This is a genomic window from Streptomyces venezuelae (assembly GCF_008642355.1).
Lineage (GTDB): Bacteria > Actinomycetota > Actinomycetes > Streptomycetales > Streptomycetaceae > Streptomyces > Streptomyces venezuelae_B.
The window spans coordinates 5,175,584-5,189,326 of sequence record NZ_CP029193.1; the positions used below are offsets into that span (position 1 = coordinate 5,175,584).

The window sequence follows — 13,743 nt, forward strand, 5'->3', positions numbered from 1 at the left end:
CGCCGGGTCAACGGATCAGGCGAGCCGGTGAAGGGGTTGGAAGATCGTGACCGCACAGGCACCCGTGGACGTCGTGGCGCTCGGCGAGTCCATGGTCACCTTCCTCCCCGCCCGGCCCGGCCGCCTCGCCGACGTGCCGTCCTTCGACCGCGGCATCGGCGGCGCCGAGTCGAACGTCGTCTGCGCGCTCGCCGCCGCCGGGCACACCACCCGCTGGGTCAGCCGCGTCGGCGCCGACGGTTTCGGCGACCACCTCGTCGAGGCGATCGCGCGCTACGGAGTGGACACCTCCGCCGTCGGCCGCGACCCGCACCGCCCCACCGGCATCTACTTCCGCACCGCCGACGACCGCGACACCGACGCCCACGAGGTCGTCTACTACCGCGCGGGTTCCGCCGCCTCCGCCATGGCGCCGGGCTCCGTCGACGAGGACGCCCTCGCCTCGGGCCGCATCCTGCACCTGTCGGGCATCACCCCCGCGCTGTCCGCCGACTGCCTCGCGCTCGTACGTCACCTCTGCGCCCGGCGCGCGGACCGCGGACCGCTCGTCTCCTTCGACGTCAACCACCGCCCCGGCCTCTGGAAGGACGACGCCCCTGCGGACCCCTCCGTCCTTCTCGACCTCGCGCGCGGCACCGACCTCGTCTTCGTCGGCGAGGACGAGGCCGCCGCGGCCTGGGGCGTCACCGGCGGACCCGACGCCATCCGCGCCGCCCTGCCCGAACCCGACACCCTCGTCGTGAAGCAGGGCAGCCGCGGCGCCACCGTCCACCGCCACGGTGAGGACCCCGTCTTCCAGGCCGCGCTGAAGGTCGACGTCGTCGCGCCCGTCGGCGCCGGCGACGCCTTCGCCGCCGGTTTCCTCTCCGCCACCCTGCGGGGCCTGCCCGCCGCGCAGCGCCTGCGGCACGGCCACCTCATGGCCGCCGCCGCCCTCACCGTCCCCGGTGATCTCGCACCGCCCCCCGCCCGCGCCCACGCCGACCGCCTCGCCGCCCTGGACGACGCAGCCTGGGAGACACTTCGTCTCGGCCCCGGCTGGACGGAACGCGTCCCGGAGGACACCGGGGCCGAGGAGGAGGTACGTACCCCATGAGCCAGACCGTCGACCGCGCGCTCTCGATCCTGCCGCTGCTCGCCGAGGGCCCCGCCGATCTGGGACAGGTGGCCGACCGGCTCGACGTCCACAAGTCGACCGCGCTCCGGCTCCTGCGCACCCTCCACGAGCACGGCCTGGTCTTCCGCCAGTCCGACCAGCGCTACCGCCTCGGCGCGCGCCTCTTCGCGCTCGCCCAGGAAGCCGTCGAGAACCTCGACGTGCGCGAGATCGCCCACCCCCATCTCCTCGCCCTCAACGAGAAGTGCGGCCACACGGTCCACCTCGCCGTGTACGAGGAGCAGGAGGTGCTGTACATCGACAAGGTCGAGAGCCGCTATCCGGTGCGGATGTACTCCCGTATCGGAAAGCCGGTGGCGATCACCGTCGCCGCCGTCGCGAAGCTGCTGCTCGCCGACTTCCCGGAGGCCGAGCGCCGCGCCATCGCGGAGAAGCTCGACTACCCCACCTACACGTCCCGTTCGACGCCGAACGCCGCCGCGTTCCTCAAGGAGCTGGCGGCCGTGCGCGAACAGGGCTGGGCCACCGACCTCGGTGGCCACGAGGAGTCCATCAACTGCATCGGGGCCCCCATCCGCGGTGCGGACGGACGCGTCGTCGCCGCCATGTCGGTGTCCGCACCGAATGTCGTCGTCACCGCCGAGGAACTCCTCTCCCTGCTCCCACTGGTGCGCCGCACGGCGGACGCCATCAGCCGGGAGTACTCCGGCAACGCCCCTCTGAAGGAAGCACGTTCATGACCGAGAAGACCGCCCTCACCCCGGCCACCCACACCACCCCGCCCGCGAAGTTCTCCCACGGCGTGAAGAAGGGCAACATCCTTCAGGTCGCGGGACAGGTCGGCTTCCTGCCCGCCGAGGAGGGCAAGGCGCCCACCCCCGCGGGCCCGACCCTGCGCGAGCAGACCCTCCAGACGTTCGCCAACGTCAAGGCGATCCTCGAAGAAGGCGGCGCGACCTGGGACGACGTGATGATGATGCGCGTCTACCTCACGGACGTGGACCACTTCGCGGAGATGAACGAGATCTACAACGCGTACTTCGAGGAGCAGGGCCTGAAGGCCCCCGCCTCCGCCCGCACCACGGTCTACGTCGGTCTTCCGGCGGGCCTCCTCATCGAGATCGACGCGCTCGCCGTCCTCGGCTGACGCACATCCCTCTCCACCGGCAAGCCGTACGTCGTCACGGCACGGCGCCCACCCCCGGGGCGCCGTGCCGCGATCCCCCCTGCTCCGAAAGCCCCATGCACTTACGAGGTCAACGATGTCCCCGTCCCACACCGCCGTGCTCGCGGCCGCCCCCGCCGCAGAACCGCCCCCGCACACCGGCGGACTGCTCGCCCTGATCGACGGCACGGCAGGCCTGCTGACCGTCGCCGCGCTGGGCATCGTCCTTCTCCTTTTCCTGATCATCAAGATCAGGCTGCAGCCCTTCGTGGCGCTCCTGGCGGTCTCCATAGCCGTCGGCCTCGCGGCCGGCCTCTCCGTCACCGAACTCTTCGGCACCGTCCAGAAGTCCGACGCCGTCTCGGTCATCGAATCGGGCATGGGCGGGATCCTCGGCCATGTGGCGATCATCATCGGCCTCGGCACGATGCTCGGCGCGATCCTGGAGGTCTCGGGCGGAGCGGAGGTCCTCGCCTCCCGCTTGCTGGGCCTCTTCGGTGAGAAGCGCGCGCCTCTGGCCATGGGCCTGACGGGTCTGATCTTCGGTGTCCCCGTCTTCTTCGACGTCGGCATCTTCGTCCTCGCGCCGATCGTGTACGCGGCGGCGAAGCGCAGCGGCAAATCGATCCTCCTCTACTGCCTCCCCCTGCTCGCGGGTCTCTCCATGACCCACGCGTTCCTGCCCCCGCACCCCGGCCCGGTGGCCGCGGCGGGACTGCTCAAGGTGGACCTGGGCTGGGTCATCCTCATGGGCATCGTCTGCGGTATCCCCGCGGTCCTTGCCGCCTGGGTCTACTCCGCATGGATCGGCAAGCGCATCTTCGTGCCCGTGCCGCAGGACATGGTCGAGGCGGCGGACGAGGCGAAGGCGGCGGTCGTCGCGGAGCAGCGCGCGGCGGGTGTGGCGCCGCAGGAGAAGCCGGTGCCGCTGGGCACCGTCTTCACGATCATCGGTACGCCCCTGTTCCTGATCCTCCTCGCCACGTTCTCCTCGATCGCCTTCGACCCCTCCACGTTCCGCTCGGTCATCGAGTTCTTCGGCAGCCCGTTCGTGGCCCTGACGATCGCCCTGCTGATGGCCTACTACCTGCTGGGCATCCGGCGCGGCTGGTCCCGCAAGTCCCTGGAGACGGTGTCCACGTCCTCCCTCAAGCCGGTCGGCAACATCCTCCTCGTCGTCGGCGCGGGCGGGATCTTCGGCGCGGTCCTGAAGGCGAGCGGCGTGGCCGCCGCGATCTCGGACACGTTCCAGGACGTGGGCCTGCCCATCATCGTCCTCGCCTACCTGCTCTCCCTGATCCTGCGCGTCGCCCAGGGCTCGGCGACGGTGGCGATCGTCACGACGGCGGGCATCGTCGCCCCCCTCCTCTCCGAGGGCGACTACTCCCAGGCGTTCGTGGCCCTGGTCATCATGGCCATCTCGGCGGGCTCCATCTTCGCCTCGCACGTCAACGACGGCGGCTTCTGGATGGTCGCGAAGTACTTCGGCATCAGCGAGCGGGACACGCTGAAGACATGGACGGTCCTGGAGTCGGTCCTGTCGGTCGCGGGCTTCGCGGTGGCGGCGGTCGTGAGCTTGTTCGTGTAGCGGTACGGAAGCGGTGGGGCACCCGGCGAACCTGCTGGGTGCCCCGTCTGCGTCAGAGCAGGTGTCGGTGAGGGGGGCCCGCAGAAGCTCTCCACGTCGTCGTCCACGACTGGCACCCGAGGCACAGGCACCCCCCGCCTCATCGCGGCCTGCGACGCCCGGCGTGGGTCCGCTCTGCGGCTGCTCGGCCGCGTGGCCCGCGCGTGCGGGGGCGACTGGGGGTTCGGGGCGGCGAGGGAACCCGGCGGTCGTACGCGGATGTGGGCGACCCCGCCGTACGGCGGGGGTGCGACCTACGCGGCATGAGGGAAGGTCGCGTGGCGTCACGTGCACGTCTCGGCGTAGGGGATGTCCGGGATGTGCTCCGCCCACTCCGTGGGGGAGAAGCCGCCACCGGTGCGGGCGCAGACGCGGTCGACCAGGTAGGGGCGGTCGATCCGGTAGGCGAAGGGTGGCGTGTGTTCGCCCGTGGCCAGGACCGTGCCGCTGTCCCGGGTGAACGCCAGCGCGCGGATCACGTCACCGCCGGTCGGCAGGGAGGAGACCAGGAGCCTGCTGGACGGCACGTCGTGCAGCGCCACCCGGCCCCCGTCGTCGCCCACGGCCAGGGTTCTGCCGTCCGGGCTGACGGCGAGGGCCGTGACCGGCGACCCCGAGCCGTCCCCGGTCACCGTGAAGGTGCCGGGGAGGTCCGCGATCAGGCGGGTTCCGTCGCCGTTCCACAGGGCGACCCGGCCCGAGTACCCGCCCACGGCGAGCAGCGTGCCGTCGGGGCTGAAGGCGACGCGGTGCGCGCCCCGCGACAGGAGCGGGTCGCGGGCGGGGCGGCGGCCGGAACGGAGGCCGTAGAGGCCGCCGCCGTCCGCCGCATAGGCCCCGTCGGGACGTACCACCAGGTGATCCGTGCCCGACGACCAGCCGCTCAGCAGGCCCTCCGGGGAGGGCGCCGCCGCACCGGCGTGGAGCTTCAGGCGCTCAAGGCGCACCGCGTTCTCACGGCGCGTCAGGAGAGCGGCGCCGTCCGGGATGAGGGCGAAAGCCGACACGTCCTCGCCGTTGCTGCCCGCGCGGGCCAGGACGTGCCGACCCCGCTCGCGTGCCTCGCGTACGTCCCATACGCGGACCGTCTGGGCGTGCCGCCGAACCCCGTGGCTGTGCCGGGCGCGGACGCCGAGCGCCAGCCGGTTCCCGTCGGCGCTGAACGACAGGAGCGCGTCGCAGCGACGGTCCGCCCGGTCGATGTCACCCTTCTCGGAGAGATGGCACTCCTCGGGGGCCGGATGGCGGGGCGCGGCCTGTCCGGTGCCCGTGGACCGTACTTCGAAGCGCATCTGGTCGCCTTCCCTGCGGGCGAGGGCCACGTGCTCGCCGTCGGGTCCGTACCGCGCCTCGACGACGGGCGCGCGCCGCCAGGACGGCGTGAGGGCGTTGCCCAGGGCGAGGGTGCGCACGGTCGTGCCGTCCTCCCAGTAACGGACGGCCCGGTCCTCCGTGTCGATACGGAGTTGCGCGGCGGAACCGCCGTTGAGGGAGTGCCGGAGGACCGGACGCCGCGGAGCCGTCGCGTCGGCCGTGCGGTACAAAAGGATCTCCTCGTCCGTGGTCACGCCGAGGAACGCCCCGTCGTCGCTGAACGCGACGCTCGCGTGGACCGGCGCGGCCCGCCACGACGCACCGGTCCGCAGGTTCCAGACGCGGACGTCGTCGCCCACGGAGGCGATGAAGCGCCCGCCGGGGTCGAGGACGATCCGGTGACCGAGGCGTTCGGTACCGCACACCGCCCGCCGGGCACCGGCCGTGAGGCCCGTCGGCGCGGCGGTGGCGGCAGGACCGCCCGCCGCCGCGCGGATCTCCAGGGCGCGCGGCCCTTCGCGCTCGTCGGCGCGGCAGAACGCCATGATCCGGTCGTCGCGGCCGACCACGGCCTCCGCCACGTCCGCGTACGGCGTCAGGGCGATCCGGCGCGTGACGTGCCCACTCCCCGTGCGCAGCACCCGCAGCGCGGTCAGGTCGTGGACGACGACGTGGCGTCCGGTCGGGGAGAAGGACGCGGGTTCGTACGAGGAGCGGAACGCGGGGCCGACGGGCTTCCCGGACCGCGCGTCGTGCACCCGTGAACGCCCGCCCTTGCCGAGGATCAGACGATCCCCTCCCGCCGACAGGTCCTGGATCTGCCGCCCGTGATGGCTGATCCGGGCCGTGCGCCGGTGACGTACGACGTCCCATACATGGATGTGTCCGGCGTCTCGGGTGAGGACGACGCGGCCGTCTGCGCTGAGGTGCGCGCCGTGGTACTCGTCGTCGCCCTTGCCCACGGGGGGCCGGAACGCGTCCTGTTCCCGCTGGGCCGCCGCGGCCACGAGCCCGGCCGCCGCCTCCGGCGTGGGATGGAGACGCCACGCCGCCACGTTCATCCGCATCGCGGCCACCGGCTGCGTGTAACGCAGGCTCTCGGCGCGGGACGCGAGCCTGCGCGAGGCCGTCTCGACGTCCCGTTGGATGCCGCTCCGGTGCTGCTGCCACGCGGTGACGCTCGCGAGGAGGACGAGGACGGTGAGCACGACGAGACCCGCCCGGGTGGTACGGCGTCTGCGCGTCCGGCGCCCCTCGGCGGCGCGCGCGGCAGCGAGGAAGCGCCGCTCGGGCGTCTCGCGGTCGGTGTGCGTACCGGACAGGGCCTCGGTGGCCAGGGCGAGTTGCGTGCCGCGGTAGAGGACCGCCGGGTCGTGCCCGCAGGACGCCCACGCGTCGGCGGCCTCGGCGAGCCGCTGCCGTTCGCGCAGCAGCGCGGCGTCGGCGTCGATCCAGCCGCGCAGCCGTGGCCAGGCCGACAGGAGTGCCTCGTGGGCGAGTTGGGCGCCCTCCTCGTCCAGGGTGAGGAGCCGGGCGTCGGCGAAGACGTCGACGACGCGACACGTGGTGTCCGTGTCGGGCAGCAGGGCCGCCAGGTCGTCGCGGGTGACACGGCGGCGCGTGCTCTGCCGTCCCGGGCCGATCCGCACCATGGACAGGAGGAGGTGCCGGGCCGCCGTCCGTTCGGCGGGCGCGAGCCGGCCGTACACGCGCTCGGCGGTCGCCTCGACGGCGCCCCGGATGCCGCCGGTGAGCCGGTAGCCGCCCACACTCATCCGGGCGTCGGGCTCGTCCCGCTGCTGCCAGGTGGCGAGGAGCGCGTGGGCCAGGAGGGGCAGCGCGCCCGCGTCGTGCGGCGGCCGGCCGTCGTCGCCGTGGACGCCCAGCTCGGCGAGGAGCAGCTCCGGGAGCCCGGGGTCGAGTGTGAGCCCCGTCCGCAGGGCGGGCCCTTCGATGGCCTCGCGCAGCTCCTCCCGCGTCATGGGGCCCAACGGAAGCTGCCCGTCCCGCAGGGCGGAGACCAGCTCGGGGTGCTCCAGGCAGGTGGCGTAGAAGTCGGCACGCACCCCGATGACGACCAGGACGGGCGCCCGCGCGTGGCCACCGTCGGGCCCGGCCAGCGCACTCAGGACCTCGATGAACCGCCGCCGCTCCCGCTCGGCGGCGCACAGCGTGAACACCTCCTCGAACTGGTCGGCGACCAGGACGAGTCCACCGGCGCGGAGGGCGACGGCGCGCGCGTCGTCGACGCACGACTCCCGGGTGACGGGAGCGTCCGTGGTGCCTGCCACCCCCGCGAGCGCCCCCGCCAAAGCGTCCAGCGGACGCGCCCCCGGCGAGAAACAGACCACCGGCCACGACCGCGACCCCGGCACCGGCAGCGCGCCACGCGCCACCGCCGGGACCAGACCGGCGTGCAGCAGCGACGACTTGCCCGCCCCGGACGGGCCGACGACCACCACCGGACCCGGCACCCGCAGCCGGTCGGCGAGCCGGGACGTCAGCGCCGCCGTGGCCCGTTCACGGCCGAAGAACCACGCCGCGTTCCCGGGGCCGAAGGCGGCGAGGCCCGGGTACGGACACTCCTCCCGTCCCCGCGCGCCCGGCTGCGGCGGGGCGAGCGCGATGAGCGCCCCTGCCGCGCCCAGCGCCTCGTCGCAGCCGCGGGCCACGTCCGCCGTGGGCGGTTTCTGCCCGGTCTCGACCTTGCTCAGGTAGCCGCGGCTGTAGTGCGCGACGCGTGACAGATCCGCCAACGACATCCCCCGGTCAACGCGCAGCCTCCGCAGGCACTCCCCGAAGGTCTCGCGCGTCGGGCGACGTAGCTGGTGTCCTCGCTGGTCAGATGGTGTTTCCCGTTTCCCGTCGGACAAGGCGACAGGCACCTCCTAGGCCGCCCGCCTCGGGTGCCCCACGCTGGGACCCGGCAACGCTGCGTGAGCGAAAAGCTACGCAGCGCCGCCCTCTGGGTGTGCTCGTTTCGCGCCCCTCACCTCTATGGAGTGATCCGCGGCGGACGCTCCACCGCTTCCACGAAAGGAACCCCCGTCATGCGTGTACGAAACGCCCTGTCCAAAACCCTGCTCGCCGCGACCGCCTGCGTCGCCCTGACGGCCGGTGCCGTCCCCGCCACCGCGCAGGACGTCCGCGGCGAGGCCGACCGCATCATGAACCTCAACCGGCTCGACTTCATCAACCACCCGCACAACCCGCCGTTCGACTGGAGCAACGACGGCTGCACGTGGTGGCCGGACGGCATCTTCTTCGAGGCCTGCGCGCAGCACGACTTCGGGTACCGCAACTACGGCAATCACGGGGCGCTGAAGCTGAGCGCCACGCCGGAGGTCAAGGCCTGGATCGACGAGCACTTCTGGCACCAGATGCGGGCGTCCTGCCTGGAGCACCACCGGCCGGGCGGCGCGCAGAACCTCTGCCTCGGCGAGGCGAAGCTCATGTACGACGGCCTGCGGGCCGGTGTGGCGGACGGCGCCTTCTACTAGGCCGTACGCCGCGACCGTACGGCCGCGGCCCCGAACCCGTCACGGGTCCGGGGCCGCGGCACCGCACACTTCGTCAGCCCGTGCAGTACTGCTGTTCCTTGCCGATGGAGCGGTACATGCAGTCCGCGTTCTCCAGGAGCTGCAGCACCGCGTCACGGTTGCGGCTCGTCTCCCGCTCGATCACCTCGTCGGGCGGGTAGAAACCGCCGCCGCCCGCGGACGACGGGTACATCTCGAAGGTGTAGCTGAAGATCTTCTGGCTGCCCCACAGCCAGTCGTTGATCGACCCGTCGGTGATGTAGAGGTCGCTGGACTGCTGGGGCGTGTAGCCGTTGCTCGCGGCCATCCTGCGGCCGACGGCGGCGTGCGCGTCGCGGTCGTCCTGGGTGAGGCCGGGGCCCGTGTCGCTGTATGTGTAGCCGTACGGCCACAGGACGAGCTCGCTGTACGTGTGGAAGTCGATGGACGCCCTGATCTGCTGCTTGCCGCCGACGACGCGGCTGCGCACGAAGTTGGCGACGACCTGCGTCTCGGGGGCGGACTCGGCGCTGCGGCCGCGGTACGTCTCGGAGCCCGTGGAGCCGGACGAGCCGCCGCAGCAGCCCCACCGGTAGGCCCAGTTGCGGTTCAGGTCGGTGCCGACGTTCGACGAGCCGGTGTTGGGCTGCCGGTTCTTGCGCCAGCTGCGGTACGAGCCGGTCGCGATGTCGTACTCGCCGCCGTCCGGGTTCACGTCCGGCACGATCCAGATCTCGCGCTCGTCGACCATCTTCTTGACCCGCGCGTCGGTGGCGTAGTCGTCGCCCAGCTCGCGCAGCAGGTAGAGCGCCATCTCCACCGTCAGGTGCTCGCGCGCGTGCTGGTGGTGGGTGAAGAGGACCTCGGGCTCGGCCTCGTCGGTGTTCACGTTGTCGCTGATCTTGATGGCGACGATGTCCCGGCCCGAGTAGGACTTGCCGATGACCTTCTTGCTGAACAGGTTCGGGTGGGCCGCGACGCGCTGGTCGATCTCCGCGTTCATCTCGGCGTAGTTGTGGTACCTCGCGTCGGCGGGCGGGAAGTCCTTGATCTTCACTTCCTCCCCGTTCGCCCGCTTCGGGGGCCCGGCCAGTGGCCTGAGTTCGTAGCCCGCCTTCCGGAGCGCCGCCGCCTCGGCCGCGTCCGCCGAGACCACCACCGCGCGGGCGTCGACCTCGTCGATCGCGACACCGGTGCGGGCGAGCGCGGTGCGGGCGGCGCGGTCGTCGCGCAGGGGGACCTCATACTGGCGCGTTTCTTCGTCGGCGGCGGTCGCCGCGCTGCGGGGGGCCGGGTCGGCCTGTCCTGTCGAGGCGTTGGCGGTCAGGGGAGCCGCCACGGCCAGGGCGAGAAGCGCCGCGAGGGCCGCGGATCTCCTGCCGCGTATGCGGAGTCGCATGAAGTCTCCTGAGGGGTGGGGGTTGTTCAGTGCGACGTGCGGGGCTGTCACGTGCGGGGTGCGCGACGTGCGGGCGTGCGATGCGCGGGGTGCGGTGCGCGACGTGCGGTGTGCGGGCGTGCAGGGCGTGATGCGCGGGCGTGCGATGCGCGGCGCGCGACGCGCGGATTGCCGGTCGCGCGGGCCCATCGTCGATGCGTGGCATGCACCGGTCAATGCTGTCTTTGGCCAACCTCTTGTGCCCGGGACCGCGATGCGCTTTCTTGATCGGCATGGCTGAAAGCACAGGCAGTGGCACCACCGCCGGCGAAGCGGAACCTCGGCTCCGCAAGGCGAGCTGGAAATACGTCGGGCCCGGCATCGTCGTCGCGGCCACCGGAGTGGGCGCGGGAGACCTGGTCGCGACCCTCATCGCGGGCAGCAAATTCGGCTACACCCTGCTGTGGGCCGCCATCATCGGCTGTCTGGTGAAGATCTCCCTCGCCGAGGCGACCGGCCGCTGGCACCTGGCCACCGGCCGCACCCTTTTCGAGGGCTGGCGCAGCCTTGGCCAGTGGACCACGTACTACTTCGCCGTCTACGTCGTCATCTGGGGCTTCGTCTACGGAGCCACCGCCATGTCGTCCAGCGCGCTCCCGCTCGTCGCGCTCTTCCCGGACGGGCCGAGCCTGAAGACGTGGGCGATCCTCTGCGGCCTGCTCGGCCTCGCCTTCGTCTGGTTCAACCGGTACGCCGTCTTCGAGAAGGCCATGACGGTCGTCATCGGCATGAAGTTCCTGATCGTCGTGTACGTCGCCATCCGCGTCGCCCCCGACCTCGGCAACGCCGTCGCGGGCCTCGTACCGGCCCTCCCCGACGGCTCGCTGCTCTACACGCTCGGCCTCATCGGCGGCGTCGGCGGCACCATCACCATGGCCGCGTACGGCTACTGGGTGAACTCCAAGGGCTGGACCGACATCACCTGGCTCAAGGTGATGCGGCTCGACAACCGCGTCGCCTACATCACGACCGGCGTCTTCGTCGTCGCCATGATGATCATCGGCGCCGAGCTCCTGCACTCCACGAACATCGCCCTCACCTCCGGCGACCGGGGCCTCATCGACCTCGGCAAGGTCCTTGAGGACAAGTTCGGCGCGGTGACCGCCAACCTCTTCCTCGTCGGCTTCTTCGCCACGTCCTTCGGTGCGCTGATGGGCGTGTGGCACGGCGTGAGCCTCATGTTCGCGGACTTCGTGGAGCGGCTGCGGCGCGAGCGCGGCGGCGCGGCGGCGGCCGACGGGGGCAACATGGTCGAGGAGGTCGCGGCCGGCCGTCGCGAGAAGTCCGCGCCGTTCCGGGCGTACCTGCTCTGGCTGACCTTCCCGCCGATGGGCCTGCTCTTCCTCGACGAGCCCTTCGGCCTCGTCATCGCCTACGGCGTCCTCGGCGCGTTCTTCATGCCGTTCCTCGCCCTCACCCTGCTCTGGCTCCTCAACTCCTCGCGCACGCCCCAGCAGTGGCGCAACGGCATCCTCAGCAACGTGATGCTGGCGGGGGCGGGCCTGCTCTTCCTGGTCCTGTGCGTGCAACAGGTGCGCGACCTGCCCTGGTGACGGGGGCGGGGGGAACCGGGACGCGCGCAGCGCCGCCGGGGGAGCGGCGGCGCTGTGGTCGTCCAAGCTGGTCCAGACCAATTGCGTTGTCAAGGCCCCAAACATCACTTGGTGCCCGGCGGTGCGCGCCCACCTCCACATGAACAGTGCGAAGTTGGGTGTTGAGGCGACCATGACGTGGATATGGTGCTGAGGCAGGAGTGCACGACCACCGGGGGTGTACGCGTTGCCGACCGCCATAGCCGTCACCGACCCCGACCTCGTGCTGCCGTCACCCGACCGGCACACCCCGTCGGCCGCCGTCCTCCAGTCGGCCGTGCGGTCCCCGCGGACGTACTCCCTGGACCAGGCGCTCACGGAGACGCACACCCTCGTCGAGCACCACGGCTACGTGATCGCGCTGTGCCCGTCCTCCGCGCCCGCGTCCGTCGCCCGGCGCCTGCACGCCGTCCGCTCCGTCCTGGAGAGCGACCGCATCGCCATCGTCCGCTCCGACCTGCCGCCGCTCGGCCTCGCCGTACTCGCCCTGCAGCTGCGGCAGTTGTCCGTCTGCGACTTCAGTCCGGGTGTCCTGGCCTCCGCGGCCCGCCTCCTGTCCCACTACATCTACGCCGGCGCCCTCCTCGGCTCCGTCGCCCGCCTCGACCGCGGCAGGATCGACGTCACCCTGGAGTCGCACGCCAAGTCCTGGCTCCCCGGCAGCCAGTTCGCGGCGCTCGCCACGCCGAGCCCCGAGCTCGTGAAGGTGACGGGCGGCGGCGAGGAGACCGAGCTGGCAGCCCCCGGCTTCGCCACGCGACTCCTCTACGCTCCCGGCCGCCTCGCCCCCGGCTGGGTGACCGGCACGCTCGCCCCCGCCTGGAAGGCGCAGGACGTCACCGAGACGCGGCTGCCCGCCGAGTCCGAACGCTGGTGGGCCACGGGCAGACTCGTCGAGTTCGCCGCGGCGATCCCCGACATCTCCGTCCTCTACCAGCTGGTGTCGTCCGTCCGCCGCGACGACTGTCACTGGTGCGGACTCGAACTCATCGGTGACCGCTGCGCGTTCTGCGCCGCGCCCCTGCCGCCGCCCGGCGAGCGCCCCGCACAGCCGACGCGCACCCTCGTCCCCGCGAGCCACCGGCTCCGCCCGGCCGCGGGCCCGGCCCCCGCGCCGGACACCACCGCCCTGGGCGGCGCCACGTAGCCCGCACCCGCCCGCCCCCGCTCCTCGTACGCGACCGACGACCGCACGTGCGCCACCCCGCTCACTGTCCGTAGCCAATCGCACTCGATCGAGGTAGTCCGGCTTATGAACTCACGCCAGCGCCGCGGCGTCATCCTGCTGGTCCTTTCGGTCCTGTGCGCGATCGGCGCGTTCGCGGGCGTCCTCTCGGTGATCCGCGACGCGAACTCGAAGGTCGGACCCGAGGTCCCCGCGTACAAGCTGAAGGGCGACATCGCGCCCTACAAGGAACTCACCGCCGACCAGTTCGAGAAGGTCGAGATGCCCGAGCGGTGGCTGTCCGACAACGCGGTCACCGACCTGCGCGAGATCCGCGGCAAGATCGCGGTCACCCAGCTGCGCGAGGGCTCGCTGCTGCAGTCCGACATGATCGTCAGACGCCCCGAACTCGGCCCGGGCCAGCAGGAGATCGCCATCATGATCGACGCGGCCACCGGCGTCGCGGGCAAGATCACCCCCGGCTCGAAGGTCAACATCTACGCCACGTTCAAGGGCGAAACCGACAACGCCGAGGACCAGTCCAAAGTCATCGTGGAGGGCGCCAAGGTGCTGGACGTCGGCAAACTGACCCCGCTCGAACCCGACCAGGACGACCGCACGCGCCGCAGGGCCATGGAAGCGGTTCCGATCACCTTCGCCCTCGGCACGGCGGACGCCCAGCGCGTCGCGTACGCCGAATCGTTCGCCACGCATGTCCGACTCGCCCTGGTCGGCGCGGGCGGCGACGCCACCGTGCCGCCCCGCGACCGGACATACACCCTCGACGAGGACAAGTAGGAGGTCAGG

General features: G+C 72.1%; 10 protein-coding genes. 8 read left to right on the top strand and 2 right to left on the bottom strand.

From position 1 onward, the window contains the following. The first annotated feature begins 43 nt into the window (after positions 1-43). The 4 genes from DEJ47_RS24135 (at position 44) to DEJ47_RS24150 (ending at position 3,870) form a co-directional block, all read left to right on the top strand. Positions 44-1,096 (top strand): sugar kinase, encoded by a 1,053-nt coding sequence (locus DEJ47_RS24135; protein ID WP_398335920.1) that lies wholly within the window; start codon positions 44-46, stop codon positions 1,094-1,096. After that, positions 1,093-1,857, top strand: a complete 765-nt coding sequence (locus DEJ47_RS24140; protein ID WP_150171548.1) for an IclR family transcriptional regulator — start codon at positions 1,093-1,095, stop codon at positions 1,855-1,857. The genes DEJ47_RS24135 and DEJ47_RS24140 overlap by 4 nt, the downstream gene beginning before the upstream one ends. Beyond that, positions 1,854-2,264: a RidA family protein gene (locus DEJ47_RS24145; protein WP_055570127.1), complete on the top strand. Its 411-nt coding sequence runs from the start codon at positions 1,854-1,856 to the stop codon at positions 2,262-2,264. The genes DEJ47_RS24140 and DEJ47_RS24145 overlap by 4 nt, the downstream gene beginning before the upstream one ends. A 115-nt stretch (positions 2,265-2,379) precedes the next feature. Then, complete coding sequence (locus tag DEJ47_RS24150) at positions 2,380-3,870, top strand: GntP family permease (protein ID WP_150171550.1); 1,491 nt, start codon at positions 2,380-2,382, stop codon at positions 3,868-3,870. 323 nt (positions 3,871-4,193) lie between these two features. Here DEJ47_RS24150 and DEJ47_RS24155 read toward each other — a convergent pair whose 3' ends face one another. Continuing rightward, positions 4,194-8,108, bottom strand: a complete 3,915-nt coding sequence (locus DEJ47_RS24155) for a helix-turn-helix domain-containing protein (protein WP_223828475.1) — start codon at positions 8,106-8,108, stop codon at positions 4,194-4,196. Between the two features lie 165 nt (positions 8,109-8,273). Between DEJ47_RS24155 and DEJ47_RS24160 the strand changes: the two genes are divergently transcribed. Next, positions 8,274-8,723 (top strand): phospholipase A2, encoded by a 450-nt coding sequence (locus tag DEJ47_RS24160; RefSeq protein WP_150171554.1) that lies wholly within the window; start codon positions 8,274-8,276, stop codon positions 8,721-8,723. A 73-nt stretch (positions 8,724-8,796) separates the two neighbouring features. Here DEJ47_RS24160 and DEJ47_RS24165 read toward each other — a convergent pair whose 3' ends face one another. Further along, positions 8,797-10,140 carry a M14 family metallopeptidase gene (locus DEJ47_RS24165; RefSeq protein ID WP_150171556.1) on the bottom strand — a complete coding sequence of 448 codons (1,344 nt, stop codon included), beginning with the start codon at positions 10,138-10,140 and terminating at the stop codon, positions 8,797-8,799. Between the two features lie 272 nt (positions 10,141-10,412). Here DEJ47_RS24165 and DEJ47_RS24170 point away from each other — a divergent pair, with 272 nt between their 5' ends. From DEJ47_RS24170 to cpaB, 3 genes are all read left to right on the top strand, one after another. Next, a complete protein-coding gene (locus DEJ47_RS24170) occupies positions 10,413-11,732 on the top strand; it encodes an Nramp family divalent metal transporter (protein ID WP_150171558.1) in 1,320 nt (439 codons plus the stop codon). A 217-nt stretch (positions 11,733-11,949) separates the two neighbouring features. Beyond that, positions 11,950-12,918, top strand: a complete 969-nt coding sequence (locus DEJ47_RS24175) for a hypothetical protein (RefSeq protein WP_317850836.1) — start codon at positions 11,950-11,952, stop codon at positions 12,916-12,918. Positions 12,919-13,023: 105 nt separating this feature from the next. Beyond that, the gene (cpaB, locus tag DEJ47_RS24180; RefSeq protein ID WP_150171560.1) at positions 13,024-13,734 is read left to right on the top strand and encodes a Flp pilus assembly protein CpaB; all 711 of its coding nucleotides are present in this window, start codon (positions 13,024-13,026) and stop codon (positions 13,732-13,734) included. Positions 13,735-13,743 lie beyond the last annotated feature (9 nt).

What these genes read in the sequence shown, in the direction of transcription:
- DEJ47_RS24140 (WP_150171548.1), top strand. Translation starts at nt 1,093, where the DNA reads ATGAGCCAGACCGTCGACCGCGCGCTCTCGATCCTGCCGCTGCTCGCC.
- DEJ47_RS24145 (WP_055570127.1), top strand. Translation starts at nt 1,854, where the DNA reads ATGACCGAGAAGACCGCCCTCACCCCGGCCACCCACACCACCCCGCCC.
- DEJ47_RS24150 (WP_150171550.1), top strand. Translation starts at nt 2,380, where the DNA reads ATGTCCCCGTCCCACACCGCCGTGCTCGCGGCCGCCCCCGCCGCAGAA.
- DEJ47_RS24160 (WP_150171554.1), top strand. Translation starts at nt 8,274, where the DNA reads ATGCGTGTACGAAACGCCCTGTCCAAAACCCTGCTCGCCGCGACCGCC.
- DEJ47_RS24165 (WP_150171556.1), bottom strand. Translation starts at nt 10,140, where the DNA reads ATGCGACTCCGCATACGCGGCAGGAGATCCGCGGCCCTCGCGGCGCTT.
- DEJ47_RS24170 (WP_150171558.1), top strand. Translation starts at nt 10,413, where the DNA reads ATGGCTGAAAGCACAGGCAGTGGCACCACCGCCGGCGAAGCGGAACCT.
- cpaB (WP_150171560.1), top strand. Translation starts at nt 13,024, where the DNA reads ATGAACTCACGCCAGCGCCGCGGCGTCATCCTGCTGGTCCTTTCGGTC.